Below are 24,699 nucleotides of genomic sequence, written 5' to 3' on the forward strand. Positions count from 1 at the left end.
GGAAATAAAAAAGTAGTGGCGTAGAATAGTGCTGTTATTTTTGAGAATCAAGAATGAACATGGAGGCATCTTGTCCCATAAAAATCTTATGACCTGAATAAAACGTTTTGGATTGAATATTTCTGTACCCTATTTTCGTCATCAGGTTAGTTAGCTCTTCTTGATTGAATCCGTTATGAACCATATCCGATACAACTTTCTCATTTTTATCAAAATCGACGATTAATAAATGCCCGCCTTCATTGAGAACATTCAATAATCTGGATAACACCAATTCAACATCAGCAATATGGAGTAGAACCTGAGCCATAAAAATATAGTCAGCACGTACATCAAACAAATCTTCCTGTTCCATATCAAAGCACAATGTATCTGCATTCTGAATATTAGATTCAGAGATTTTCTGCTGAATTTGATTAATCATGTTTGGGGATGTATCCATAAAAAGGATAGAATCAAAATCGTTTACCAAGTTCATTCCGACAAGACCCGTTCCACACCCAAAATCAATAGCCTTCTTATGGTTAGCTTCAATTAAGTATTCACGAATCGCATCTGAGGATACCTTCGCAGTATGAGTTCTTTCCGAATTGTCATAGGTACTCGCTATCATTTCAAACTTATCTGTATTTCCCATGATTACCTCTCCGATCTGCTGAAAAATGAGCAGTAAAATAAAAAAAGAGGGGGAAAATGCCCCTCTTCTTAATTCCAAAAATAAATTAGTTTGGGGAACTGCAGTCCCCTTCTATATTTTATTCTTCAACTTTGCTGTTTGCAACAACAGTGATTTTCCAAGTCTCTTACAAATCTGGTAACATTCCTGTCTCCACAGTAATTTCGCTTGTTGCCCATAAATTCTGTTCATCCCAAGCTTCTATCCGAATGTTATAGGATGTGTTCGGACTCAATTCCGTAAAGGTATAATGATTCTCATCAGGAGAGCCGATCATACTTAGATCAATCTCTTCATCATTAAGATAAAGCTTTATTTTTTTCCCTTCATAGTAACCCCATAATACAGTAATTGAATTAGCGGTCACCTCCGTGGACTGAAAGTCAAAAGGTTGAGTGGTTGCCGTATAGTCGGCGAACGCTTCAATCTCATTATCACCATGAACTGCGACTACTCGTAGATTATAGACCGTATCTGGCTTAAGTCCCGTAAGCGAAACATGAGTGTCAGGTGTAGACTCGACTAACTTATCATTCATATAGACGTGATAAGTTATCCCCTCTTCCCCATAGGCATCCCAGTAGAGTTCTATGAAACTGGATGTGACTTCAGCCCTCAAATTCTCAAGCTTATGATAATACGCGAAACGGAATGAAGTGTCGGTCAATCCACCTTTTCCATCGCTGGCTGTAATGCGAATTTCGGAAATACCCTTACCTTTTGTCGTAATCCGTAGCCCACTTCCATTCACGACTACTTCTGCTACAGCTGAGTCACTCGAACGGGCTGAGAATATTAACGCATCTCCATCGACATCATGGAAGACTGTGCTCATATCTATTTCATAAGCATCGTCAGCGTTTACCATTCGATCCGATAGTGGTTTAACCACCTTTGGGGCAGTATTGGTCGGTGTTGTTGGTGTTGTTGGTGTTGTTGGTGTTGTTGGTGTTGTTGGTGTTGTTGGTGCAATTGGCGTTGGTGCTGGTGCTGGGATCGAAGCCTTCGGTTGTTGTGCTTGTTCCTGCTGCTTTTTCTTTAGCTCCAAGGCTTTTTGTTGCTCTTCAAATTTTTGCTTATCCGCATCCGAAAGTCTTTGCTTATACAATTCTTCTGCTCGCTTGGCAGCCTCTTCTTGTTTCTTCTTGTTCTCCTGTTCGAGTCTTTCTTTTTCCGCTTTAATCTTATCTAACATAGCTTTCTTTTGTTCGTCTAGTTCACGCTGCTTATTCTGTTCCTCTAGCCGTTTTCTTTGTTCAGCCTCTAGCTGCTTTTGCTTTTCCTGCTGTAGTTTCTGCTCAGGCGTTAATTGAAGAGGAGGAACTTTACTTAAATCAATACTATGATCTAATTTCTTATTAGCCTCATCGATCAGTGCCTGCAACTGTTTAGGATCCATTTTATTCTGATCAAGAGCCTGTTTTAAAATATTACCGAGCAGATTATTCAAATTATTTTGATACTGTTCTAGATCACTTGGAGACAAATTACCCAGACTTCCCCCAAGGTTGGAGCCCAAAGCCTCATTCTTCATTTTCTCTAGCATCTCTGCATTTTCCTGATCTATTTTATTCTTTTGCTTTATTAGCGATTCGATGACAGCAGGTGAGAGTTGATTGATGAGACTAGATGGGTCCACTATGGACGGCATACTTGATGATCCCAAATTCGGAAGTAAATTTATGATCTGCGCAGGAAATACAAGGACCGGATTCTGACTGGTCCCCTTGCCGCTTACTTGAACCAGGCCGCTGTTTACAAAGAGTGTAGGTATCCCTGTAACCGGATTGATGCTCACCATAAAATTTGTCCCACGAACATGGGTCACACCGGTCGGCGTCAGGATGTTGAAGGTATCCTTGGCATTTACCAGCGAGGACACATGGGCTGAAGCGAGCCCGCTCCATAACATAAAGCTTGTGTGCTTTGTACGAGATGTACCACTCAAATTTGAAATGTAAAGCTCCGAGTTTTCACTAATTGTAATTTCATCCTTACGATCATTCGTCCTCAATATCGCGCTCGTATTCTTTTCCGTAAGAATATGATCACCTTGATGAAGATTCATACCATTATAAGCCTGGTAAGTCATTGAGCCACCTGCCTGAGTTATCCAGACGGTTCCTTTAATCTGTTCAATAACTGCCGAACGAGATTTTCGATCCGCTGCAGGAAGCTTATCAATAGCTTCTGTGATTTCCCTCAAAATAACCGTTCTCGTGTTCGAATCCCATTGTACATCTACTCCGAAGGCCTCACTGAAAAACCTGACCGGAACATAAGAGCGGCCATCTTTCGCATAAGGTGCTGCCTCCATCACCCGCTTTTGTTCCGCATCTGCCATCGTATTCCTAATCGAAATTTCTGAACTCCCCATTTGCAGCCTGATTCTTACTTCGCCCTTCGTTAATTCAATGGTACGCTGGTTATCCAAAAATCCAACCTGATAGCCCATCATTTCACTTAACGCCCTTACAGGAATCATCGTGTGTCCCTTTACAATTTCGGGTTGCATGTCAAAGCTCACAACCGATTCATCCATGACAACCTTCACCTGAGTATTACGTGGCAGATCCGCAGGAAGCTTATAATACTCAAGTTCGCGGATTTTATTGTTATAACTGTCCGCAATGAGCAATCCGCCACTTGGCAAAACCACTACATCGGTCGGTCGATGAAGCAGATTGTTATCATTAATACCATCGACTTGACCAAACTGCGCAGGTACACCCGCAATAGTACTCACATGTCCGTCTGCAAGATAACGAATCGTGTGGTTTAAGCTATCAGCAATAATTAGCCCCTGTTCCTTCGTTACAGCGATCCCTCTAGGAGATTGAAAGCGTGCCCCCGTAGCAGCACCATCCGCATAACCACCTTCAGCATACAGACTGCCTTTCGCATACACAGGCTTCTCCCCCGGAGACAAGCCCGCCGCAGTTGTAACCGTACCTTTTGCTAAATCAATATAACGAATGACCTGGTTACCTGTATCGCTAACATATAAATTACCTTTATGGTCAATTGCAATGCTGGTAGGCTCATTAAACTTGGATGCCGACAATTGACCGTCCGCATAGTCACCTGCACGGACCACGTATCCAGCTTCAACCTCAACCACGCGATCTGACGGAGCATTAAGCGTAGTCACTTGCCCATTCGGCGATATTTGGCGGATCAAATGATTCAACGTATCCGCAACATATAGTGTTCCATCTGCGGCAACAGCAACATCCTGAGGGTGATAAAATCTTGCCCCCGTTCCCATGCCATTTCCTTCGCCGATTATGCCATCTCCTGCAACGGTTGTTACTATTCCATCCTTAGATATTTTTCGTATCCGATGATTTTCAGTATCTGCTATGTAAATGTTACCGTGAATATCTGTGTCCATTCCCGAAGGACCGTTGAACACTGCGGCCTCCTTGGCACCGTCATGCCACGCTCCATCAGGAGTTACGTTGTCTTTTACGTCATACTTGAAGCCCGCATAAGTAGAAACCTCTCCATTCTTAATTTGACGAATGAGATGATTTCGGGTGTCTGACACAAGCACAGAACCGTCCTTTAATACAGCCATTCCCTGGGGCATGCGAAAAGATGCCTCTGGTGCCGCTCCATCAAAATCATTAAACTCGCCGCTTCCTGCGAATGCCGATACTCTTGATAGAACCTTTAGGCTATCATCAATAGACTGCTTGTTTTGAGCCCCGGCAGCCCCTACAGAGTTACCCCCAATTAATGTAATCGTCAGAACAAAGATTAGAAACCGGCTAAACTTGATCCTCACTTTAATCCCCCTCGTGAAATTCATCTTGCACACCCTTCTCCAAACAAGGAGATAACTATGCTAATTTTATAATTATAGAAAAGATGTACATTGCCGAGTAGTGTTGGTTGTCATCAATTTGTCATGTGACAGTCCACTAACCGAAATCCAAACGTCACATAGCGATTCGGCTCTAATCCGCATACCTTGGCAACAAAAAAACACCCTTAATCTGTCCAGAACAAAGTGGCCAGTTAAGGGTATTCAGATTATTCTATCTTTGCACCGCAGGATGTGCAGAATGCAGAATCGCTCTCTAACTGCGAGCCGCAACTGGTGCAAAAAGCATTCACTTGCTGCTGAGTTGTATCCAGAGCCGGTACAGGAGCAAGCTCCTCTACCTTTACTTCACTACCGCAGGAGTTACAGAATCTCGAATTGGCAGGGATGACGGCGCCGCAACTGCATCTTTTTTCCCCTTTAACCAATAGCATCTGCATTTCGAGCGATTCAATCTCGTGTTCCACTTGCGTAATCGCATAGGAACCTTGTTGTATTTGCTCCAACGCATCCTGTAAGTTTCCTCTTTGATTGGCTAGATGAACAATCTCGCCAAGCTTCTTAAGATGTAAGTTTCTCTCTTCTCGCTTACTTGAAATTTGAGAACTTATTCGTGTAGTTTCTACTGTTTGGGCTGCTTTGTCTTTTACTTGGTTCATACCGGATTTCATTTTATTGAAGAAACTCATAGTCTACCCCTCCATCTAAACATTATTTCAGAGCATAGGACGATGTCGTATACTTAAATAACGCAAAGCCTAAGAACACATATATAGCAGGCATAATCATGCCCGATAAAGATAAGCCCGTAAAGGGAAATAACAGAATAAATGCAAATGCCCACAGTGCATAAGGCGTGTATTTCACGGTGTTCGAAGCAAGCGTAGTCCAAACCGTAAGAAAAAATACGACATGAGCCAGTGATGCAATTGGAATCGTGTAAAAAATCGTGTTTAACGTACGATAAGAGCTTACCGGTAGGAAATTATACAGTAACTCTCGCAGCAGCTTTATTCCTAGCGCTCCGAATAATAGTTTTAGCTCCATTGCCCTTACGAGTGGATACCACTTCATTGTCTGAAACCATTTGCCGAGTTCTGTTACTACTTTCGAAAATTGCTCCATGAACGTTCCTCCTAACATTTTTTATAAGCTATTAAAAGTTATAAAAAATGTCATCTATGTACCACTTTTTCCCCACTTTAATTAAATCCAAAGATTCTTCCGTCGACTCTACTTCATCCCCATACTGGACTTCAACCATAAACTCCACCGTCGCTTCTTTGCCGTCGATTTCCACATCAAGAATCTTATAATCCTTAACCTTAAACGGAGAATCCTTTATCATTTCTTTAAATTTATCTTTGAAGAAAGTCACCTCAGACTTCGTCATCCGCTCATCCGGTTTGAAGTAGCTGTACATTTTTTCGATATCCTGCTTTTTGACGGCTTTAATAAATCCGGTAACCGTCCCCTTCGGACTGGACATCCCCGCCCCTCCGCCGAACACCTTAGGTATAAAGAAGAGAATGAGAATAGCAACAACAGCAATAATGCCCCACTTTTTATAGTTAATCGTTGTTGTCTTAGCCTTGAGTGGCTGACTGACCGGTTTACCGCAGTTGCCGCATTGCCCCTCATGTTCTTGAATCTTGGTTCCGCATTGTCCGCAGTACATTGTATTTGCCACCTTATCCAAAATTATTTTTCTACTGTTTTCATTAAAGTATGAATCTTCCAATCTCCGTTTTGCTCTATCAGCTTATATGTGCTCGTATAGCTTCTTTCCTTCCGATTGCCATCCTTATCGATAATGTTGTAGGTGTCATTCGTCGTCACCTCTATGCTTGTATCGTCTAGTACACGAAAGGAGACAGCTTGTACGTTCAGAAGCTCTTCTGTAATTCCCTTTTTCTCTAAATACGGGATATATTTCTTGGATTCTTCGTATGCCGGACCGTCCGGATCTATTAGTCCTGATACGAGACTGAAATCTCTGTTATTAATGGCTTGAACGGATAATGACAAGTAATTGTGCATAACCAATTGTAAGGATTCTAGATCCACCCGATTTGCTGCGCTTTGTACCTTCGCTTCATACGCAACTGTATGCTGTTCTCGAACTTCCTTAAGGTTATCGCTGAACTCTTCCCCGTCGTAAAAAATAGACACTGCATCCATTAACCATTGCTTCTTATTCTCGTCATATATCAGCGTGTAATATCTGCCCTGTGACTCTTCAGAGCCTTCTTTCCACACTTCTCCCTCTTTGTACTCATACAGGTAGCTGCCAATAGCCAGTGCGCTTAGCCTCCATTGCCCCTCCTCCTTGAAGACAATAAAGCTATCCCGATCAAAGGTCGAACCTAAATATGTCGATCGCTCTGCTTCCCGGCTCTGCTCGATTTGATCCACAATCGTCTGCTCGTAGCTCATCATATTATCGGTTACCGATTCTAGCGACATCAGATCGCCTGATGTAACAGCTTTTAATTCATCACGGTTAAATTGCACAATTTGCTCGATTAGTTTATCTTCGAACGCAGCATCTTGAATATCCCCGATGTTAATTCGAACGAAGCTGCTCTCGACCGGAACCTCTTCGGTTCGCATTGTCCCCCATGGCAGCTCCAAATCAATCATGAACTTCACCGTGCCGTCCGTAGGAACCGGACCGAACGATGGTGTTTCAAATGGATTGATGCCCGTTGCCTTACCATTTACATGGAGTTCTCCCTTTAGACCCGTCCCATCGTAATAGCCGGTATCGATTTCAACTTCTGTACCGCTCAGCTCCATGTAAGCCGTATAATCTTGCCCTCCGCTCATGACTGTCGCTGTTTCCTTCTGCTCTAGATCGATCCACTCTGTATGCAGAGCCGTTTCAAGTTCAAATACGCCCGGGAAATATGGACCAAAGGTCTGGTCAAAATCTGCTTTATTCGCGACCGCCGCTTCTTCTCCATTAATTTTAATAATCGTGTCTTTATAGTTCGTTGTAACGTAAATATGTATAGGTTCTATATGAAGTTTATATTCTTCGAAAATAAATGCTATTTTCCCATTTTGCTGAAGCAGCACCTCATAGTCTATATCATTCTTTGCTTCACTGACGCTTTTTAGTGTAAAAGCCTGTCTGCGCAAATCTTTTACGATATCGTCTACAAGCTCATTATTTTTCTTTAAATAATCCACATAGCTTTTGACGGTCTGCTCGTTTATGACCAGCGTCTCCTCATCGGAAGCAAACATCGAGGCCACCGCTTTATAATCTTGCGATTGGACTGCATTCTCAAATCGGCTAATTAATCGTTCCTCCGATGTCCAATAATTGCCCAATTGATAGCCCCCTACCAACAAGGCCGCAACTAGAAGCAGTGATGCCGCCAGGATCAATCGGATACGCATCTTTCCTGTTCGAGACGTAGAACTCGGCTTTAGAGTGTTTGACGCAGTGGCAACAGCCGCAGCCTGCAAAGGCTCGCTTGACATCTCCTTAACGTGGTTGGCCGCTTCCGTCTTCAATGGATCAGACGCCTCTTCGGCTTCAATATGGACTGTTTGCTGAAGGAGGGAATTTATTTCGTCTACATCTGTTTTCGCCCCGCAGCTTCTACAAAATTTGTAACTTGACGTGACTTTAGACCCGCAATTACTGCAAACTTGCAATTGAACCATTCCTCTTTCCTATGTATGATGAAATATGAGTTGCTATACACCTAGGACAAAAGACACTTTTTCCATTATATAACTGTGCAATTTATACTGTAAAGAGATAAATAAATATAACTTAATAATTTTCCCAGCTTCAAAGAGATTGTAACCGCTGTCGCAATTTATACTGCTCTATGCGGAGTCCACATGATCACGATTTAGTCTCCGCAGTACAACATAATAACAAAAGCTGTCTTCGGGGCCTGATTAAGGCCCAAAAGACAGCTTTTTTTCATTCCAACCCAACAGTGCTAATGCGTATAAACAATTCCGCCCTCCGGTAACCTCTACGAGGCCCGTTCTGCACAGACAATCTAGTAAGGAAAACGATAAGTCATCCTACTTCTCCTGCTCCTTCATAACCTGCTCAATTCCGAGCAGAATCAGCTTCAACCCGAACTCAAATGCCCTGTCGGTCCCCATCAGCTCAAATAACCCGTTCGTGAACATTCTCCGGAACAGTCCCGCTTCCCCATCGCTCATGGAATCCAGAAGACGAATCATCTCCTCCCTTGGAGGTGCCGCTCCATTATCCTTAAGGATGGCGGAGATATTACGCTCATGCTGATAATCATCCAGTACGAAATAGTAGACGTAGTTCACAAGTGTAGTAACCACCTGCATCTTCTGCTCTTGCTCAAGCGGCGTCGATTCTACACAGAGCAGCATACGGTTGGTGAACCGGATGATGTCCGGTTCGTGGGGCAGCGTCATCATCATGAGCTGCGTAGAGCAGGGATAGCGGCTGAGCACGTTTCGCACCGTTACCGCAAGCCCGGTCAGTTGGTCCTTCCAATCCCCTTCGGAGTGAAACTCCTCCAGAATGATTTTCGATACCTGATTGGCCAGTCGCTGGTAGATAGTCTGCTTACTCTTGAAGTACCAGTACAAAGAGGGAGCTTGAATTCCTAACCTGTCGGCGAGTCGTCTCATGCTGAACTTCTCAATGCCATCCTCTCCAAGAATCTCCCACGACGTTTCTAATATCTTATCCTCCGAAATCTGAGGTTGCTGTTTTTTCATCAATACCCACCCTTTTATCTAACAGTGTAAGTTTATACTTTACAGATTCATAGGCTCATGATAACATCTAACACTGTAAGGTTCAATCTAACGGTGTTAGATGTTTATAAAAAAAGAAAGAAGTGATCCACATGGATGCAGAAAACCTCCATTACTTTGAAAAAGCACCTATCGCAAAAGCGGTAGCTCACTTTGCTGTACCGATGATGCTAGGCACGTCAATGAGTGTCATCTATGCTATATTGAATGCCTACTTCCTTGGTACGCTCCATAATACGGCCATGTTAACCGCGCTCGCATTAACCTTGCCATTATTCGCTATTATTATGGCGCTAGGCAACTTGATTGGTATGGGCAGTGGGACGTATATCTCTCGTTTGCTAGGTGAGAAAAAGTATGATGATGTGAAGCATGTATCTTCCTTCGCCTTTTACAGCAGTATCGTTCTCGGTCTCATCGTGATGGCTGTAGGACTCCCCTTGATCGATTCCATCGTTAATGGCCTTGGGGCAACAGCTGAGTCCTTCGGTTTTACAAAAGAGTATGTCACGATTATGCTACTCGGTTCGCCATTTGTGGTATTGTTCTTCACACTGGAGAATATCGTTCGCTCCGAGGGTGCCGCCATCACGTCGATGATAGGTATGATTCTCAGCGTTGTCGTAAATATCATTCTCGATGCACTAGTCATCTTCGTCTTCCACTTAGGCGTAACCGGTGTTGCGTCTGCGACGGTTATTTCCAACTTGGTCGCGAGTATATTCTACGCCTTCCATATGGGATATAAGAGCCAGTTCTTAACTGTCTCCGCAAAATGGTTCAAGGCTACCAAAGATATTCTGATCAACGTATTCAAAATCGGAGTTCCCGTCTTTATTATGAGTATCTTTTTAGGTGCAATGTCGCTCATCTTAAACCATTTCCTTGTTGAATATGGAGATCAGGCTGTAGCGGCCTACGGCATTTCATCACGTTTATTACAGTTTCCCGAATTTATTTTAATGGGTTTATGCGAAGGAGTCGTGCCGCTCATTGCCTTTTCTTTTACAGCGAATAAATTACGTATGAAGCATACTATCGGATTTACGATCAAAATGATTGTAGCGTTAGCTGTCGTGTTCGGTATCATCGTTTATCTGATTTCCGACAACTTAATTGGTTTATTTACACATGACCCACAATTAATTCAGATGGGTAGCTACATTCTGCATGTGACGTTCTTATCCTTGTTCGTTACAGGAATGACTACGTTATTTACGGGGATCTTCCAAGCAACAGCGCAAGGAACTGCCGCGTTTATTATGTCAGTTATTCAAGGTATCACCCTGATTCCTGTACTCTATATCGCCAATCACACGAATGGCTTTCACGGGGTGGTTTGGTCACTTGTCATTGCTGATGTGGTAGCATTCCTTGTCGGAGCCATCATGCTGTATATTCTTCGGAACAAGTTACAGCCAGATTTGGATGCTTTAGTACACTAGAAAACAGATAACACATAAATAGGCAGGATCAGGTTACCTCTACTCCCTTTATTGAAAACCCAGCTTTATTAAAGATTGTTGTATTTCCTGATCTGCTTTACCCTTGAAAGTTGCAAATTCCACTGAAGATAAAGAGCTTGGAAGTTTCTGATGGATATAGGAATCAAAATCGATTGCCGTTTTGAGAATGCGAAGCTTGTGAAGCAAGGGCAGATGCTCCATTCCTATCAAACGAGTCAAACCTTTACAATTCCTGATAGATAGCTCCTCCAGTGACTTCATTTGCTGTTCAAAGCAGATTTCTTGCAATTGAATTTGATCCTCAATAACAAGTCTCCTCAGCGCGTGAAAGGCCGTAATATTACTCAGATCATGAAAACCACGGACTCTACAGATCTCCAAGTTCTCGATTGCATTCTCTTCAATTTCCTGAATATGCTCTCGGCCTCCAAGCAAAATACGAAGGTGCTTCAGCGTCCTCAACCGGTTAATAAAATGTAACGGTAACTTGCTGATCGAGTGCAGCGCAAGATAATTCAAGCCCTCCAAATAACCTATAGCATCAAGGTTTTTAACCTTGCCGCCTACATGCAACTCTTCCAGATAAGAGAACTCTTTGAAATATTGCAGGTTGAGGATCTTCTTATCTGAGATAACGTTTAAAATGTTTAGAGACCGCAACGTATCCATCCCCAGAATTTCCGAATTCTCTAGCTCATATATACCTAAACTCAAACTGCGCAGGTTCTCCAATTTAGCTAATGCTTCGGTGTTATGTGCATGGACGAGGCTATTGAGCTGCAGCATTTTGAATCCGCAAGAGGGTATGACAATCAAAAGACAAGGAATTGTGGGCATAGAAACGTACTCCAAAATCCCCATCCCAGCGTGCGCAAAGTTCATCTACTTCTTCCAATATGGAGCCATAAAACTCTGGGTGGGAGAACTGGACAATTACTTGGTTGCCACCGCGCAAGTCCTGCTCGATCTGAACCTGGTCCAGCGTAACAGGATTATCGATCAGAATTCTTTTTTTCCATGTTTTACGCATCTGTTCCCCTCCTACTTGCCACTGATCACAAGTCCGTATTTTCTGGAAATCCAGGACTTACTCAAGTCGTGAAGCGCATCATGGCTTATACGCACAGAGGGCTTTTGCTCCTTCATAGCAGCTGCGTCAAGCGCTGAGAAGCGAAGCGGCTTTGTTATTTTTTTAATAGAGCTCGTTATTTCATTAAAAAACGTATATATTAACCACTTATGCTCCCGGATATCCTCATAGATATAATATTTCCCTTTATCATCTTCCAAATTAACTTGAACGCCTTTAGGAAATGAAAGCAAGATACACGGCAGCTCATCCTCTGCCCATTGTCCGCCATATGGAAAATGTACACCTTCATTTCTCATGAAAAATCCGGAGCTTTCATCATTAGACGTAACAGAAATGGAATACACAAAAAAGGGGTGATAATCTGTCCTTTTCTCCTCTGCCGTAAAATACTGATAAAATGTCTGATACGCCTCATACACCTGACTCTGATCATGCTCTGTCTGGGCATAATTGGTGAGATGGAATTGCGTTTGCTTATGCTCAAAAAGCTTCAAAATGCTTTCAAACTCTTCGGGCGTAATGAAAAATTTAAGTTTATAGAATCCGCTGTTCTTCAACTTGTCCATTTCTCTTCTTTCACCGCCACTCTTCATCATCTTGATCTATATTAAGTAAGCGTACCTATATAGCTCATGTGTTTTTAAAATTCATATTTTCCAAAACGTTTTTTGAGAGTTTCTTCGTGCGGTATCCACTCCGAATCACTCCATAAAGACATTCCTACAAGATCCGACAGTTTATCTACGGCTTGTTCTGGACTCGTAATGCTAATGAAGTCATCAAAATCCACATTACGGATATCAAGTACTTTCCGCAAGTAGTCATCATTAAGACGCTCTTCTTGGAGTTGTTCAAATTCATCCCTCGTCCACTCTTCACAAAAAATTCTTTCCGCTTGAATGTCTCCATTCTCAAAGCACGACAACTCGAATATTTCCTCATTCATATATCCAGCAGTCATCACTGGCTCCTCGATAAGCTGTGATAACGTTTTACCAATCTTCTTCACTGTACCCCATACAAAATAGTCGTGGAGCACGCTGATCCAGTTCTCGTTGCTTTTGCTTACGTACATGACAACTTTGGACTCTTGAGCCTCTTCATTTGACTTGCCTATTACTTTGCCATGCTCTTCGCTTAGCTCTCTTAATGCTTCGACAGTCTTCTCTAGGTTATTTGTCTTGATGTTCAAATTTGCGAATGATCTCCCCACGAGATGGCCTCCTCTAATCGATTTCTTACTTAGCCTGATTCTTGTATATATTCTATGGATCGGTTCTATTTATGTATCTTATTTCCATTATAGTAATCGTTTGTCCTGAGTCTACCTACTTTTCACCTGAATTTTGGAAATTATTTTTTTGCAAGGCTAGAAATATATCCTTGTCCATTCAGCACAATCTCCAGCTCTTTCCCTGCTAGGCTTCGCTCTCTCATTACAAATAAAAAGAGGATGCCCCTCCGTCATTTTATGACTTTTGGGATATCCTCTGTCAAACTATTCACGAATACAAGGTCAACGGTGCAGCAGATTCATAATGATGGTCACTGCCTCTGCTCTTGTTGCTGTTTCATTTGGTTCAAATAAGTTGCCGTTACGTCCGCTTACAATGCCCAGTTCCCTCACAGCAGCAACCGCCCCTTTGGCCCATGAAGGAATTTCTCTATCATCAGCAAAGCCTGTTGACGTCTTAGTTATTATATCTTTTCCTACTACTCTATGAATCATGACCGCTAACTCCGAACGTGTTATGCTCTCGGCCGGACGGAAGGTTCCATCTTCATAGCCTTGTATAATCTTCGCTCCTAGCGCTTGTGCAATGGACTCCTGAGCCCATGCAGGTATTGAATCCGTGAATCTCAGCTCCGCACTTTTTTCAGTAGGCTTTAGTGCCTTCATCAACATAACCGCGAATTCAGCGCGTGTCACCTTAGCATTCGGCTTGAAAGTTCCATCGGTATAACCCTTGACGATACCAGTGCTCACCGCTTGCTTAATATTGGCCTTCGCCCAATGTCCGGAGATATCGCTTAATTCAGCTTCCGTTGTCGGCTTAGTAGATGGATCAGCTACGGGTACACCAGTCACTTGATCAACTACGAGCACAGCAAACTTTGCAAAATGGTCAATATCTACGGAAATGCGATCCCCATTTATTTTTCCACCATTCTTTTTCACCCAATCCTTTTTCACCTCATCATAATAGAAGACCGCTACCGTGTGGCCACTTTTCAAATGTGCTGAGTCGAACACAAAGGTCAGGGTTACCGGTTTACTAAAGTTCTCGGGGAAGTTTTTTAGAACCTCATAGATCGAGCTTGAAGGAATCTCATGATTGCCGAGAAGACTCTGTGTATCGAGCAGTTTCTCAATCGTTAATTTCAGTTCCTTGTTTGTAGCATTAGCAGGTATAGAAATAACAAGTCCATGATCCAATCTAACTTCGCCTGCTTGACCTACGGGAAGCGTTAATTTCCCATTGGTGGAGATAACAGGGGGTATAACAGTTGACCCACCGCCGACGTTGTTGTCATTTCCACTACTGTTATTACCTCCGTTGGTGCTACCGTTGGAACCATTGTCTTGTACAGCTCTCGTGATTATTACTGTATATTTCACACTTGTACCATCTTGGGCAATGACGAATAACTCCACTCGATTCCTGCCTACTTCAAGGGGTAGCGCTAAGCTAGTTGCCCCGCTTGCTAAGCTAATTGGACCAGCTACAAGACTATTCGCACTATTGTATACACTCGCTGTCACAGTACCAAAAATAGGATCACTGACCGTCGCTGTTACTGTAAAGTTAGATAAGGAATACGGTACGCTCGCTGTATATTCATATACACTTCCGCTCACAGTTTGATCTAATCGTACACCGCTCAAATTCAAACTATTCAGGCTTGCGCTTGAGTTTAATATTGGCATGGTATCGACTAATACTTCCGCTGTACTTCCTACGTTATGAAGCGTTAGCACCGCATTATTGCCTGCTGCATCCTTTATCGACGCGCCATTCAGCGATAAGATTGTAATAGCAATGCCGTCGCTGTCATTATCTCCAGCCTGTACGGTGTAGCGAAATTGCAACTCCGTGGTATCGGGCATCGTCCCACCGTCCAAAGAGGCTATCCGATTCGTTCCTCCGATATTGATTTCAAGTTGCGGTGTCCCGCTCCCTTTAATCGTAATTTCCTTACTCATATTCACGGTGAAGTTTAACGAATCACCAATTTTATAAGTCCCTGCGCTCGGTACTGCTACACTGGAGATCGACGGAGGAACTGCATCCACGAGTACATTCGCTGTACTTCCTACGTTATGAAGCGTTAAGATTACATCGTTACCATCCGAATCCTTAATCGACCCACCGTTCAACAGCAAGTCTCTAACGGTAATGCCGTTGCTATCCTCATTCCCTGGTTGAATCGTATACCTGAAAGCAAGTGCATTCGACCCTGAACCAGATGCATAATTAGCATAAACAGTAGTAGATCCTATAACTAGTGCTATACGAGGAGTTCCCATAACGGTTACGGGCTCGCTCATGTTCACTGTGAAATCCAGGTTACCACCAACGCCATACGCGCCGTTACTCGGAACGGCTACACTCGTTACAGACGGCAGAGATCTACTGGCCGTTCTAAAATTCCATACATAATTTGTTGCAATTCCACCAAAATTCGCGCCGTTAGAAACGTTGACGAATGCGCCCGGATCAATATGCACGTAATACTCCGTGCTCGCTTGAAATGGCTTACTTGGTTGTATCGTGACATTTCTCCCTGACGAATCGATCGTAACTGCTCCGCTGGAGGCAACCACGAAGCTTTCGAACACGGCATTCGTAGGATATTCATAGATGGTAATGGTCGCCGAGCCATTTCCTTTTGTAATGCTCTCATCAAAGGTGAGGGACAGCTTAGTATTTGTGTCTACGTTTGGATAATCATCGGCCGGACTTTTGCTTACAATTACAGGACCCGGATCTGCCGCTTTAATGGATGGAGATAACCTTAGCCACTCCAGCAATGAAATTTGTAGTATTAATACAACAGCTAAAACAAGACATATCTTTTTAAAATATCTGCTCATTTATTCACTCCCCAAAAATTCAAACTCGCCCTTTATTGGCCTATTCACCCACCATTGAAATGACCCTTTCAGATTCATGCGTCTTTACTTATTCCATCACTCTAACAACAGAAGCATTAACTACATCTATTATATTGGAACCTATTGTATTTAATAGTGACTGCTATCATCAGTATTGTCACATGACAAATTAACGTAATAATCATATAACAAACCCGACAACAGAGATTATGGAAAGAACCTTCTAAGACAAACCAACTACTTTTCGGATAAAACTCTGGCTAATAAAGCCTTTTTTTTACCTTGATACGTCTAATTAGATATACGAACTAAAAAGTGGGTGAGGAAAATCGAAGATCTGGTACAAAAAGCACGATTAGGAGATCATCATGCGTACATCACGCTATTTCAACAGTATGAAGAGCAATTATATCGAACTGCTTTTGTATACGTGAACAATCAACAAGATGCTTTGGATGTCATCCAAGAAACAGCCTATCGCTCATACAAGTTAATTACAAGCTTGAGAGAACCAAAGTATTTTAAAACGTGGCTAATTCGTATTTGTATAACTTGTTCAATTGACTTGCTTCGCCAACAGAAAAAAGTCACACATTTGAGAGCTAAACATATGGATTTCGCTATTAGTAGTGAGGATTACGATGTGCCACTTTCCGTTTCATTGAAACAATTAATTGAAAAATTAGACGAGGATGAACGAAGCGTAATTCTTTTGAGGTTTTATCATGACTTTACTATCAAGGAAATTACCGAAGTCTTGCAAATCCCTCTCGGTACCGGCAAAACGATACTATACCGCGCCTTGCACAAGCTGAGAAAGGTGATAAAGGAGGAGTATGTGTATGAGCAATAGCATAAAACAGGCGATTGAGGAAATTCCAATTCCTGAAATGCTTCATGAACGAGGTTTAATGGGCATTTACCAAGCGAAAGAAGAATGTGATGCGGCGTTGACTACTCCAATGAAGAACAAGCCGATTAAGCGCCGAATGGTTGCTGCTTCGATCATCGTTGTCCTATCCATGAGTGCAGCAGTAATATTCAATCCCCATCTTTCAGCTGCTATTCAAAGAGCGCTACAATTCATACCAGGAATCGGTGTTATTCAGAAAGCAGACGGTAGCTCAGATTCGTATATGCTAACAGAACCCATTGATATTAAAAATAGCAATCAGACTGGCGCTTTCGTAACTGCTATGTTGGTTCAAAAAGATCTGACTACAATTGAAATGAACGTATACCCAAACTATTCTTATGATATTAGAATCAAGGACGAATCTGGTAAGGTCCACAAAGCTTCATCTTCCCACACTTACGGTGGCGATGACTTTTCACATGTCACATTAAAGTTCGCTGGTCAGGTTGATGTTAAAGAGCAGGCACAATTGTTTTTTTTAGATAGGCCGGATGAAGTCTTTACGATACCGCTCAGCAAGGTGGATAGTATTGACACCTTAAACGCAATCGGAGAATCCGTGGAAGTCCACGATCTAGAGATTACGGCTATTCCAACTCCTGCAGGTCACAAAGGCAGAATATTCTTAAATACGGAACACTCAAATCCATTCAGGTATTATGATAGTTTTCCCGAGAAAGGAGATCTCATTATACTGAATGAAAATATCAGTGTTACAGATGAATTAGGTAACGACTATCCCATTGATAATAAGGGTATACGGATGCCTTTTAAGGATATTTATTTCAACTTGGGAAGCTCAGATATAAAAAAATACACGTTAACCATCCCGCAATTGATAAGTGTCGGACGAGAAGAAATCAATGTCTCAATCAACATCCCCGACGGAGAAGAAGGTCCATTAAACCAATCTTTTAACATAGCTGGTTACCCAGTAGAACTGACAAAATTCAAAAAATCCAAAACGAGGTTTAACGAAGACCACATAGCTATCTACGTAGAGATGCCAAATCCGCTGCAGCTAAGTCGTTCTTTAAAGTATTTCTATGTTTCCACAGATTCTTCCATAGAAAATGGCGGCGCATATGATTCAACAACGGGTGTGATGAAATTTTTCGAGGCTAAATACGATCCTAGCTCCTCGAAACTAAATTTTAAAATAACCAAGCCAATGATCGATATGAAGGGGCCCTGGAAATTTGAAATAGACGCAGATAAATTTAGATAAATACAAAAAATAGGGGTCATTGACCCCTATTAAAATTAACATTTACCATACTCACAGAACCGTACCGATAACAAGAGTACGCTTCAACCAACTAGAATACGATACCGATAATGATAGCTGATAAAACGCTTACAAGTGTAGCCCCATAGAGCAATTTTAGTCCAAACCGAGCAACCACGTTTCCTTGTTTTTCATTCAAGCCTTTTACAGCACCCACGATTGTACCAATAGACCCGAAGTTAGCAAATGAGATTAGAAATACAGAGACGATAGCTGCCGTACGATCACTAAAACCGTCCATGATCTTTACAAAATCAAGCATAGCCACAAATTCATTCGCTACCAGTTTGGTCGCCATGATACTACCTGCACTAACAGCCTCAGCCCATGGTACACCCATAACAAAAGCAATCGGTGCAAAGACATAACCTAATGCTTCTTGGAACGAGATACCGAATATTCCAGCGAATACACCGTTAATGAGTGCAATTAACCCAACGAAACCAACCAACATGACCCCAACCACGACGGCTACTTTAAAGCCATCCAGAATATACTCGCCCAACATTTCGAAAAAGGTCTGTTTTTCCTGTTCCTGAACCTCAACAATATCCTCTTCAGGTTTAACCTCATAGGGGTTAATGATGGATGCAATAATAAAGCCACCAAATAGGTTAAGGATTAATGCAGCCACGACATATCTAGGCTCCAGCATGGTCATATAGGAACCAACGATCGACATGGACACTGTCGACATTGCTGATGCACATAAGGTGTACAGACGCTGTTTAGACAATAATCCGAGTTGATTTTTCACCGAAATAAACACTTCATTCTGTCCAACAATGGCAGCAGCAACTGCATTATAGGATTCCAATTTGCCCATGCCATTTACTTTACTTAGAACCAGCCCGATGTACTTGATAATGAACGGCAATATTTTGTAATATTGCAAAATCCCGATAAGCGCTGACATAAATACGATAGGCATCAATACATAAAGGAAGAATGTGTGAGCCCCTTCATTTGCCATTCCACCAAAAATAAAGTCAATACCTTCATTTGCATATCCAAGTAATTTCGCAAAACTATTGGCAAAGCCCTTAATTAAGAATTCTCCTATACTCGTCTTTAGTAGGAGTAATCCTAAAACAATCTGGATCACAATCATGATAATGATTGGCCGGTATTTAATCTTTTTCTTATCGTTACTTGCAAGCCATGCCAGTATGAGAACAAGAATTAGACCAACCACTGAGATGAGATAATGCATTTTTACCCCTCCATAATTTTCGATTATTGCTTTAGCTTTCTCTGCTGTCTTTCCCTCCACATGAATCCTTGTTCCAGAATAATGGCCAATAAACTTCCGCATATTAACCCATTATTTAGAATAGCGATTACAATGGGAGATAAATGAATGGTGGCTGATGAAGGGATAAACATTAATCCCACCCCCACTAACAAGGAAACTCCACTAACGATAAAAGTTCGCTCTTCATGAATGACCTTTCTCAATTCCCTAAGGGATATTCCAACCATCTTCACAAAAATAACGAATGTAACAGCATAGCCGATTGGAGCAGGAATGCCGGATATGATATTCATAATTGGCGGAAACAGGGATATAACGATCACTAGACTGCATCCTACTAAAAACGATCTACGATCTTTCATACCTGTCTGTTCGACATACCCCGCTGCTCCCGAAATAGGCACCGAACCAACTGCCCCTAAAGAGCCGCCAATTAAATGTGTAATCCCGGATACCACCCCAGCGCGCCTATATCGGCGATGATCCGTGGACTGCTTTTGCCCTATTACAGTTTCCATCAACCTGATGGATGCAATCGCATTGGTTATTAACAATAGTGTCAATAACAACGCCGTTGTAATGGTCCCATCGTCGAGTCGAGGCCACCCAAATGGAAATATTTCCGGTAGGCTAACTAGGTTTTCTGTGTGTGAAAAAACCGGCTTATTACCGCTAATAAAGAATAATAGCCATCCTAGCCCTATACTGATGATCACGGAGAATTGGCGAAGTAAGGAAAATCGGCAATTCCCTAACCAAAAGGTAATGCAAACCACGACCACACTAAGCAAGAACACTTTAACATCTACCATCGTATGGCTAGATGTAATCCCCATCATCCCTTTCATAAAAGAACCACTTAATTGAAAGATCAATAACAGTAAATATATAAAAGTGATGGTTGGTGTAAATAACCGGGCTATTTTATCCATCAGCTTAAAGGCTGATATTAGGATAAATAAGACACCGCTAATGATCATTCCCCCACCCAAAGCTTGCAGGGCAGCAATGTTAGAAGAATACAATACCCCTACTAAACTTGCGTAAATGGTGAAAATGCTCCACCATAACCCTGCCGGACCCTCATGAATAGGAAGTTTATGACCTAGCAGGCCTTGTATAAAGCCCGCGATCCCCAAAGTAATGATTGTGCTCTGGATGAGCCCAGCTGTCTCCATAGAGGTTAAGTTATATAAATCTGCGATAGCAATAGGTGCAGCAATGGCGCCTGCAATCATAAAGACCATCCACTGCAATCCAGACAGAATGACTCTCATTTCTTACTCACTCTCTTTTCCTAACCCTTTAGCTCTATAAACTCGTGTCATCAATGACTGTATTAAGCGCTATTTCTACCATTTCATAAAAGGACTGTTCACTTTCTTGATGAGTTAAGTGCTCCTGCGTTAATAATTGGCTGCCTACAGTCAGAATGGACAATGCTTTTACACCATATTTAGCGGCCAAAGTGTAGAGCGATGTGCTTTCCATTTCTACTGCTAATACACCAAAATCCATAAATTTGTGAAGTCGATCCAAGGTCTCACGATAGAACTCATCCGAGTTATAGATGTTACCAACAAAGACTTTCGCTTGTTTTGCCTGTGCTTGTTGAAATGCTTTCATTAGCAATGAAAAATCCGCCGTAGGTGCATAATTGCAACCATAGAAGATCTTCTCAGTCAGATTGCTGTCTGAAGACACAGCTTGAGCTAAGACAATATCGCGGATCTTAACATCTTCTTGCATCGCACCACATGTACCAATGCGAATCAATTTCTTCACGTCATAATCGTTAATCAGTTCCGTTGCATATATGCTCATGGATGGATTGCCCATCCCTGTGCCTTGCACCGATACCGGCACACCTTTATATAATCCGGTATATCCGTACATGCCTCTTACTTCGTTATAACAGTAAGCTTCCTCTAAAAAATTATCTGCTACAAATTTTGCACGTAAAGGATCGCCAGGAAGCAACACACGATCTGCTATCTCTCCTTTTTTTGCACCTAAATGTCTGCTCATATGGTTTCCTCCAATAATCTGATAGTAAACTTTTTACTTTTCGAAATCGCTTCCATTTCCATGCGGGAAAACAGATGCTTTCATAGTTTCTAAACGAATTGCCTTTGGTTGATCGCCTTATTCGTTTAGAAGCTACTTTGAGCATAAGATTTTTTAACATTACAAACTAGACCAAAATCTTACGTAGCGAACGGAAAATAATTGATCAAATTATTGGAGCAATTCATTACGAATATTATCTAAATCTCTTTGAGACGGGATCGTAGAGATCGTAACAACGGGTACCGTCTTTAAGGCAACCGGGAAGTTACTAATGATGAAATCGATATGATGCTGTTGCACCATTTCATCGGTTAGTCCTTTCATGATCGAAGTATCAATAATCAACTGATCTCCGATTTCCTTCTTGATCAAGTCTGCTATGTAATGGCGAATTGAGAATTCTTCACCGATCACCAAGAAGGCCGTTTTCCTTTTATAACGCAGGCTTGAACGAACCATTAAGGTTAGTTTTGTTAAATGAAAATCATTATACAGAACCGAAGGGAAAGCTTCATTCCACGTTTTCATGCAGTCCTGCAATTCTTGATAAATCTGCTGGCACTCTTGCTGGACATAAGTCGATAGATTGCTTTTTGATATCATCATCCATTCAGGAATGGCATTATCCATTAAGAGCTTGTCAAAAAACTCATATACCTCGAGTGTAAATCGTTCTCCCCTATCCAAGTTCGGATATGCCTCGGCCAATAAGGTGAAGAGCAGATTACCCATTGCATACTCTTCTTTATCCTTGTGTAATTCGACTTCTTTCATTGGTGTCATTTCCGATCCTTCGTAATAATGATATTGGCTGAGACTGACACGTGATTGCATAAAGAATATTTCACTGTTGGGAAATTCAATAGAGAGCTGTTCTTCCAGACTCTTCGCAAGAGTTTTCACCGGCAAATAAAACATCCCTTTTTCCCAGGGATATCTATTCTCGTCGACTTTTACACATTTGCCTCTCGTCACTCGATCTATAACAATCGCCAGCAAAAAGGATAATTTTCTTTTGGAGTTGATAAAATAAACAATATTTTTCTCATTCTCTATGTTTGTGATTAACTGATTAATATAATCGAAGTCGATATTCGCAAAAGGCCATCCTGTAAACTCAAAGGCATCACCATATAACTTCCAATAGAAATATCGTATATTCATTTCATTCCCTTTGATCTTAGGGGTGGAATAAGTAATGCGTAGCTTATATGGTTTCAGATCATTATTATTTAATTGTACAATCAGCTTCTTCAAGGACGAAGTGCTCATAAACATTTCTCCAGCAAGTTCCTCCACAGAGAATTGTCCGTCAGTGGTAAACAGCAGATTCATCAGCCGATAAAAGGTAGTTTGTCTGAACATCGCTGAAATCACTTCACTAATGGTCTGCCCTCTTCCATCACGTCGAAGAAATACTCCCTTTCCTCTAGATACCTCAATGCTGATATCTGGTGGCAGCTGCTTACTTATCTCCTCAACCATCTTACGGATTGTTTTATCTGAGATCCTTAGACTTTTCTCAACCTCGGCTAAGGTAAACCATCTTTGTTCCGTATCCAGCAGTGTTAATAGTTGACTAGCTAATGTAAATCCCTTATCCATTTTCCCACCCAATTTCAATTATATTTCTAACGAAAAGTCGATTCCTCCAGAAGAAGAATCGGCTTTTTGATCGGTTTGTATACGATTTATGATAAGTCTCATCTTAACGGGTCTATCCACGAAAATCCTAAATTAAACTTTAATGCAAACAGGCTACCGGATTCAAATGATTCCGACAGCCTTATCATGTGGTAATAAAGAGAGAGCAAAATCATACTCCAAAGTTGAATAGTACTATCCTTTATATTATAATGCTTTGCCAATAGGAATAAAGGAGTCGTTGTTATGAATATGACAGAAAAAGAAAAATCGCTTGCTGGTATGCTGTACCAACCCGGCGACCCAGAGCTTGTTGCAGACCGTAATGAAACCGTGAAAAAGCTATACGATTATAACAATATACACCCTCTGGACCGCGATGCAAGGCAAGTTGCCATTCGAGGGATTCTGGGCAAGACCGGAGAAAATTGCGTAGTGGAGCAGCCGCTTTTCTGCACGTATGGGTACAACACGACAGTGGGAGATAATTTTTTTCTCAATGTTAACTGCAAGCTCATGGATAGCGGCAAAATCACAATTGGTAACAACGTATTTATTGCACCGAACGTCTGCCTAATAACAGAAGAACATGCAATGGATGTAGAACAAAGATTGGCGGGACTCGAATACACACACCCGGTCAACATTGGTGACAATGTATGGATCTGTGCTGGCGCAATTGTGCTACCAGGCGTGACCATCGGTGCGAACAGCGTGATTGGAGCAGGCAGTGTCGTTACGAAGGACATTCCGCCGAATAGTCTAGCTGTCGGCAATCCGTGCAAGGTTATCCGCTCTTTGTAATAGGGCCTTAAAACCAAAGAAAGGAGGTGCTCTATGAAAATCATTGTATTTGGTGCCACGGGTGGCGTAGGCCAATATGTCGTAAAGCAAGCATTAGAAAAGGGATTCGAGGTAACTGCATTTGTACGTACTCCATCTAAGCTAGACTTGGCTCATGAGCGGTTACATATTATCCGAGGAGATGCCTTCATTAAGGAAGAAGTAGCTGCAGCAATTGCAGGGCATGATGCCGTTGTATCATGTTTGGGCTCAAGTCAAGGGATGAAAAAATCAACAGAGCTTGAAGAGATGACGAAAAATATTGTGGATGGAATGCAGGCACATAATGTGAGACGAATTGTCTATACAGCTTCTGCTGGAATTAACAAAGAAATCCCGGGCATCAGCGGAAAAGTAGTCATGAAAATGCTAAAAAATGCTCTGATGGATCATCGTAACGCCGTTGATTATATTGAAGCACATGGATTAAATTTTACGATCGTTAGACCGCTAGGATTAACCAATGATGCCCTAACAGGAGAGTACAGGGAGTCAAAAGCAGGCGTACCAGAAAAGTCACGAACGATTCCACGCGCTGATGTTGCACACTTTATTGTGAAAGCATTAAGCGATGAACAATACGAAAAGTCATCTATCGGTATTGCTAAATAATGTAGAGCTTCGACTAGTGGTGGAGGCATCGCAAAAATAAAAAGGTTATTTTGCATAAGATGCAAAGTAACCTTTTTAATGAGTGAAATTCGATTTCACTTACTTATGTTAAGG

21 protein-coding genes are annotated in these 24,699 nt (G+C 41.9%); 5 read left to right on the forward strand and 16 right to left on the reverse strand.

Going from position 1 to position 24,699, the window contains the following annotated elements; genetic code table 11:
- Window positions 1-34: 34 nt before the first annotated feature.
- The 7 genes from ACK8P5_RS25165 to ACK8P5_RS25195 form a co-directional block, all read right to left on the reverse strand.
- Entirely contained in the window at window positions 35-637 is a 603-nt protein-coding gene (locus ACK8P5_RS25165; RefSeq protein ID WP_422658906.1) for a class I SAM-dependent methyltransferase, read from the reverse strand.
- A gap of 166 nt (window positions 638-803) precedes the next feature.
- A complete protein-coding gene (locus ACK8P5_RS25170; RefSeq protein WP_422658907.1) occupies window positions 804-4,466 on the reverse strand; it encodes a stalk domain-containing protein in 3,663 nt (1,220 codons plus the stop codon).
- Between the two features lie 248 nt (window positions 4,467-4,714).
- Window positions 4,715-5,194, reverse strand: a complete 480-nt coding sequence (locus ACK8P5_RS25175; RefSeq protein ID WP_422658908.1) for a zinc ribbon domain-containing protein — start codon at window positions 5,192-5,194, stop codon at window positions 4,715-4,717.
- 22 nt (window positions 5,195-5,216) lie between these two features.
- Window positions 5,217-5,630 (reverse strand): hypothetical protein, encoded by a 414-nt coding sequence (locus ACK8P5_RS25180; protein WP_422658909.1) that lies wholly within the window; start codon window positions 5,628-5,630, stop codon window positions 5,217-5,219.
- Window positions 5,631-5,661: 31 nt separating this feature from the next.
- Window positions 5,662-6,183: a DUF4878 domain-containing protein gene (locus tag ACK8P5_RS25185; RefSeq protein ID WP_422658910.1), complete on the reverse strand. Its 522-nt coding sequence runs from the start codon at window positions 6,181-6,183 to the stop codon at window positions 5,662-5,664.
- A gap of 23 nt (window positions 6,184-6,206) precedes the next feature.
- Window positions 6,207-8,030: a TcaA NTF2-like domain-containing protein gene (locus ACK8P5_RS25190; RefSeq protein ID WP_422658911.1), complete on the reverse strand. Its 1,824-nt coding sequence runs from the start codon at window positions 8,028-8,030 to the stop codon at window positions 6,207-6,209.
- Window positions 8,031-8,558: 528 nt separating this feature from the next.
- Window positions 8,559-9,242, reverse strand: a complete 684-nt coding sequence (locus ACK8P5_RS25195; protein WP_422658912.1) for a TetR/AcrR family transcriptional regulator — start codon at window positions 9,240-9,242, stop codon at window positions 8,559-8,561.
- Window positions 9,243-9,373: 131 nt separating this feature from the next.
- On the opposite strand from ACK8P5_RS25195, the gene ACK8P5_RS25200 reads away from it, so the two are divergent.
- Entirely contained in the window at window positions 9,374-10,726 is a 1,353-nt protein-coding gene (locus tag ACK8P5_RS25200) for an MATE family efflux transporter (protein ID WP_422658913.1), read from the forward strand.
- Window positions 10,727-10,774: 48 nt separating this feature from the next.
- Here the strand turns inward: ACK8P5_RS25200 and ACK8P5_RS25205 are convergent, their stop codons facing one another.
- From ACK8P5_RS25205 to ACK8P5_RS25225, 5 genes are all read right to left on the reverse strand, one after another.
- Window positions 10,775-11,461, reverse strand: coding sequence for a hypothetical protein (locus ACK8P5_RS25205; protein WP_422658914.1), 687 nt, complete (start codon window positions 11,459-11,461; stop codon window positions 10,775-10,777).
- Between the two features lie 55 nt (window positions 11,462-11,516).
- A complete protein-coding gene (locus ACK8P5_RS25210; RefSeq protein WP_422658915.1) occupies window positions 11,517-11,777 on the reverse strand; it encodes a hypothetical protein in 261 nt (86 codons plus the stop codon).
- Between the two features lie 11 nt (window positions 11,778-11,788).
- Window positions 11,789-12,406, reverse strand: coding sequence for a hypothetical protein (locus ACK8P5_RS25215; protein WP_422658916.1), 618 nt, complete (start codon window positions 12,404-12,406; stop codon window positions 11,789-11,791).
- Window positions 12,407-12,480: 74 nt separating this feature from the next.
- Window positions 12,481-13,053, reverse strand: a complete 573-nt coding sequence (locus ACK8P5_RS25220) for a hypothetical protein (protein WP_422658917.1) — start codon at window positions 13,051-13,053, stop codon at window positions 12,481-12,483.
- A 303-nt stretch (window positions 13,054-13,356) separates the two neighbouring features.
- Complete coding sequence (locus tag ACK8P5_RS25225) at window positions 13,357-15,936, reverse strand: S-layer homology domain-containing protein (RefSeq protein ID WP_422658918.1); 2,580 nt, start codon at window positions 15,934-15,936, stop codon at window positions 13,357-13,359.
- Window positions 15,937-16,276: 340 nt separating this feature from the next.
- Here ACK8P5_RS25225 and ACK8P5_RS25230 point away from each other — a divergent pair, with 340 nt between their 5' ends.
- Window positions 16,277-16,810: a sigma-70 family RNA polymerase sigma factor gene (locus tag ACK8P5_RS25230; protein ID WP_422658919.1), complete on the forward strand. Its 534-nt coding sequence runs from the start codon at window positions 16,277-16,279 to the stop codon at window positions 16,808-16,810.
- Window positions 16,800-18,101 (forward strand): hypothetical protein, encoded by a 1,302-nt coding sequence (locus tag ACK8P5_RS25235; protein WP_422658920.1) that lies wholly within the window; start codon window positions 16,800-16,802, stop codon window positions 18,099-18,101. Before ACK8P5_RS25230 ends, ACK8P5_RS25235 begins: the two co-directional genes overlap by 11 nt.
- Before the next feature lie 91 nt (window positions 18,102-18,192).
- On the opposite strand, the gene ACK8P5_RS25240 is transcribed toward ACK8P5_RS25235, so the two are convergent.
- The 4 genes from ACK8P5_RS25240 to ACK8P5_RS25255 all read right to left on the reverse strand — a co-directional run bounded on the left by ACK8P5_RS25240 (window position 18,193) and on the right by ACK8P5_RS25255 (window position 23,091).
- Window positions 18,193-19,374 (reverse strand): NupC/NupG family nucleoside CNT transporter, encoded by a 1,182-nt coding sequence (locus ACK8P5_RS25240; protein WP_422658921.1) that lies wholly within the window; start codon window positions 19,372-19,374, stop codon window positions 18,193-18,195.
- A 23-nt stretch (window positions 19,375-19,397) separates the two neighbouring features.
- Window positions 19,398-20,693, reverse strand: coding sequence for a purine/pyrimidine permease (locus tag ACK8P5_RS25245; RefSeq protein WP_422658922.1), 1,296 nt, complete (start codon window positions 20,691-20,693; stop codon window positions 19,398-19,400).
- 34 nt (window positions 20,694-20,727) lie between these two features.
- The gene (deoD, locus tag ACK8P5_RS25250) at window positions 20,728-21,444 is read right to left on the reverse strand and encodes a purine-nucleoside phosphorylase (protein WP_422658923.1); all 717 of its coding nucleotides are present in this window, start codon (window positions 21,442-21,444) and stop codon (window positions 20,728-20,730) included.
- Window positions 21,445-21,654: 210 nt separating this feature from the next.
- On the reverse strand, window positions 21,655-23,091 hold the full coding sequence (locus tag ACK8P5_RS25255) for a helix-turn-helix domain-containing protein (protein ID WP_422658924.1): 1,437 nt from the start codon (window positions 23,089-23,091) through the stop codon (window positions 21,655-21,657).
- A 285-nt stretch (window positions 23,092-23,376) separates the two neighbouring features.
- Between ACK8P5_RS25255 and ACK8P5_RS25260 the strand changes: the two genes are divergently transcribed.
- Window positions 23,377-23,934 (forward strand): sugar O-acetyltransferase, encoded by a 558-nt coding sequence (locus ACK8P5_RS25260; protein ID WP_422658925.1) that lies wholly within the window; start codon window positions 23,377-23,379, stop codon window positions 23,932-23,934.
- A 33-nt stretch (window positions 23,935-23,967) separates the two neighbouring features.
- Window positions 23,968-24,585 carry an NAD(P)-dependent oxidoreductase gene (locus ACK8P5_RS25265; RefSeq protein ID WP_422658926.1) on the forward strand — a complete coding sequence of 206 codons (618 nt, stop codon included), beginning with the start codon at window positions 23,968-23,970 and terminating at the stop codon, window positions 24,583-24,585.
- The last annotated feature ends 114 nt before the right edge of the window (window positions 24,586-24,699 follow it).

The organism is Paenibacillus sp. EC2-1 (assembly GCF_049311625.1).
Classification (GTDB): Bacteria; Bacillota; Bacilli; order Paenibacillales; family Paenibacillaceae; genus Paenibacillus_AQ.

Coding starts and splice junctions, on each gene's coding strand:
- ACK8P5_RS25165 (WP_422658906.1), bottom strand. CDS start 637: ATGGGAAATACAGATAAGTTTGAAATGATAGCGAGTACCTATGACAAT.
- ACK8P5_RS25175 (WP_422658908.1), bottom strand. CDS start 5,194: ATGAGTTTCTTCAATAAAATGAAATCCGGTATGAACCAAGTAAAAGAC.
- ACK8P5_RS25180 (WP_422658909.1), bottom strand. CDS start 5,630: ATGGAGCAATTTTCGAAAGTAGTAACAGAACTCGGCAAATGGTTTCAG.
- ACK8P5_RS25185 (WP_422658910.1), bottom strand. CDS start 6,183: ATGTACTGCGGACAATGCGGAACCAAGATTCAAGAACATGAGGGGCAA.
- ACK8P5_RS25195 (WP_422658912.1), bottom strand. CDS start 9,242: ATGAAAAAACAGCAACCTCAGATTTCGGAGGATAAGATATTAGAAACG.
- ACK8P5_RS25200 (WP_422658913.1), top strand. CDS start 9,374: ATGGATGCAGAAAACCTCCATTACTTTGAAAAAGCACCTATCGCAAAA.
- ACK8P5_RS25210 (WP_422658915.1), bottom strand. CDS start 11,777: ATGCGTAAAACATGGAAAAAAAGAATTCTGATCGATAATCCTGTTACG.
- ACK8P5_RS25215 (WP_422658916.1), bottom strand. CDS start 12,406: ATGGACAAGTTGAAGAACAGCGGATTCTATAAACTTAAATTTTTCATT.
- ACK8P5_RS25225 (WP_422658918.1), bottom strand. CDS start 15,936: ATGAGCAGATATTTTAAAAAGATATGTCTTGTTTTAGCTGTTGTATTA.
- ACK8P5_RS25235 (WP_422658920.1), top strand. CDS start 16,800: ATGAGCAATAGCATAAAACAGGCGATTGAGGAAATTCCAATTCCTGAA.
- ACK8P5_RS25240 (WP_422658921.1), bottom strand. CDS start 19,374: ATGCATTATCTCATCTCAGTGGTTGGTCTAATTCTTGTTCTCATACTG.
- ACK8P5_RS25245 (WP_422658922.1), bottom strand. CDS start 20,693: ATGAGAGTCATTCTGTCTGGATTGCAGTGGATGGTCTTTATGATTGCA.
- deoD (WP_422658923.1), bottom strand. CDS start 21,444: ATGAGCAGACATTTAGGTGCAAAAAAAGGAGAGATAGCAGATCGTGTG.
- ACK8P5_RS25255 (WP_422658924.1), bottom strand. CDS start 23,091: ATGGATAAGGGATTTACATTAGCTAGTCAACTATTAACACTGCTGGAT.
- ACK8P5_RS25260 (WP_422658925.1), top strand. CDS start 23,377: ATGAATATGACAGAAAAAGAAAAATCGCTTGCTGGTATGCTGTACCAA.
- ACK8P5_RS25265 (WP_422658926.1), top strand. CDS start 23,968: ATGAAAATCATTGTATTTGGTGCCACGGGTGGCGTAGGCCAATATGTC.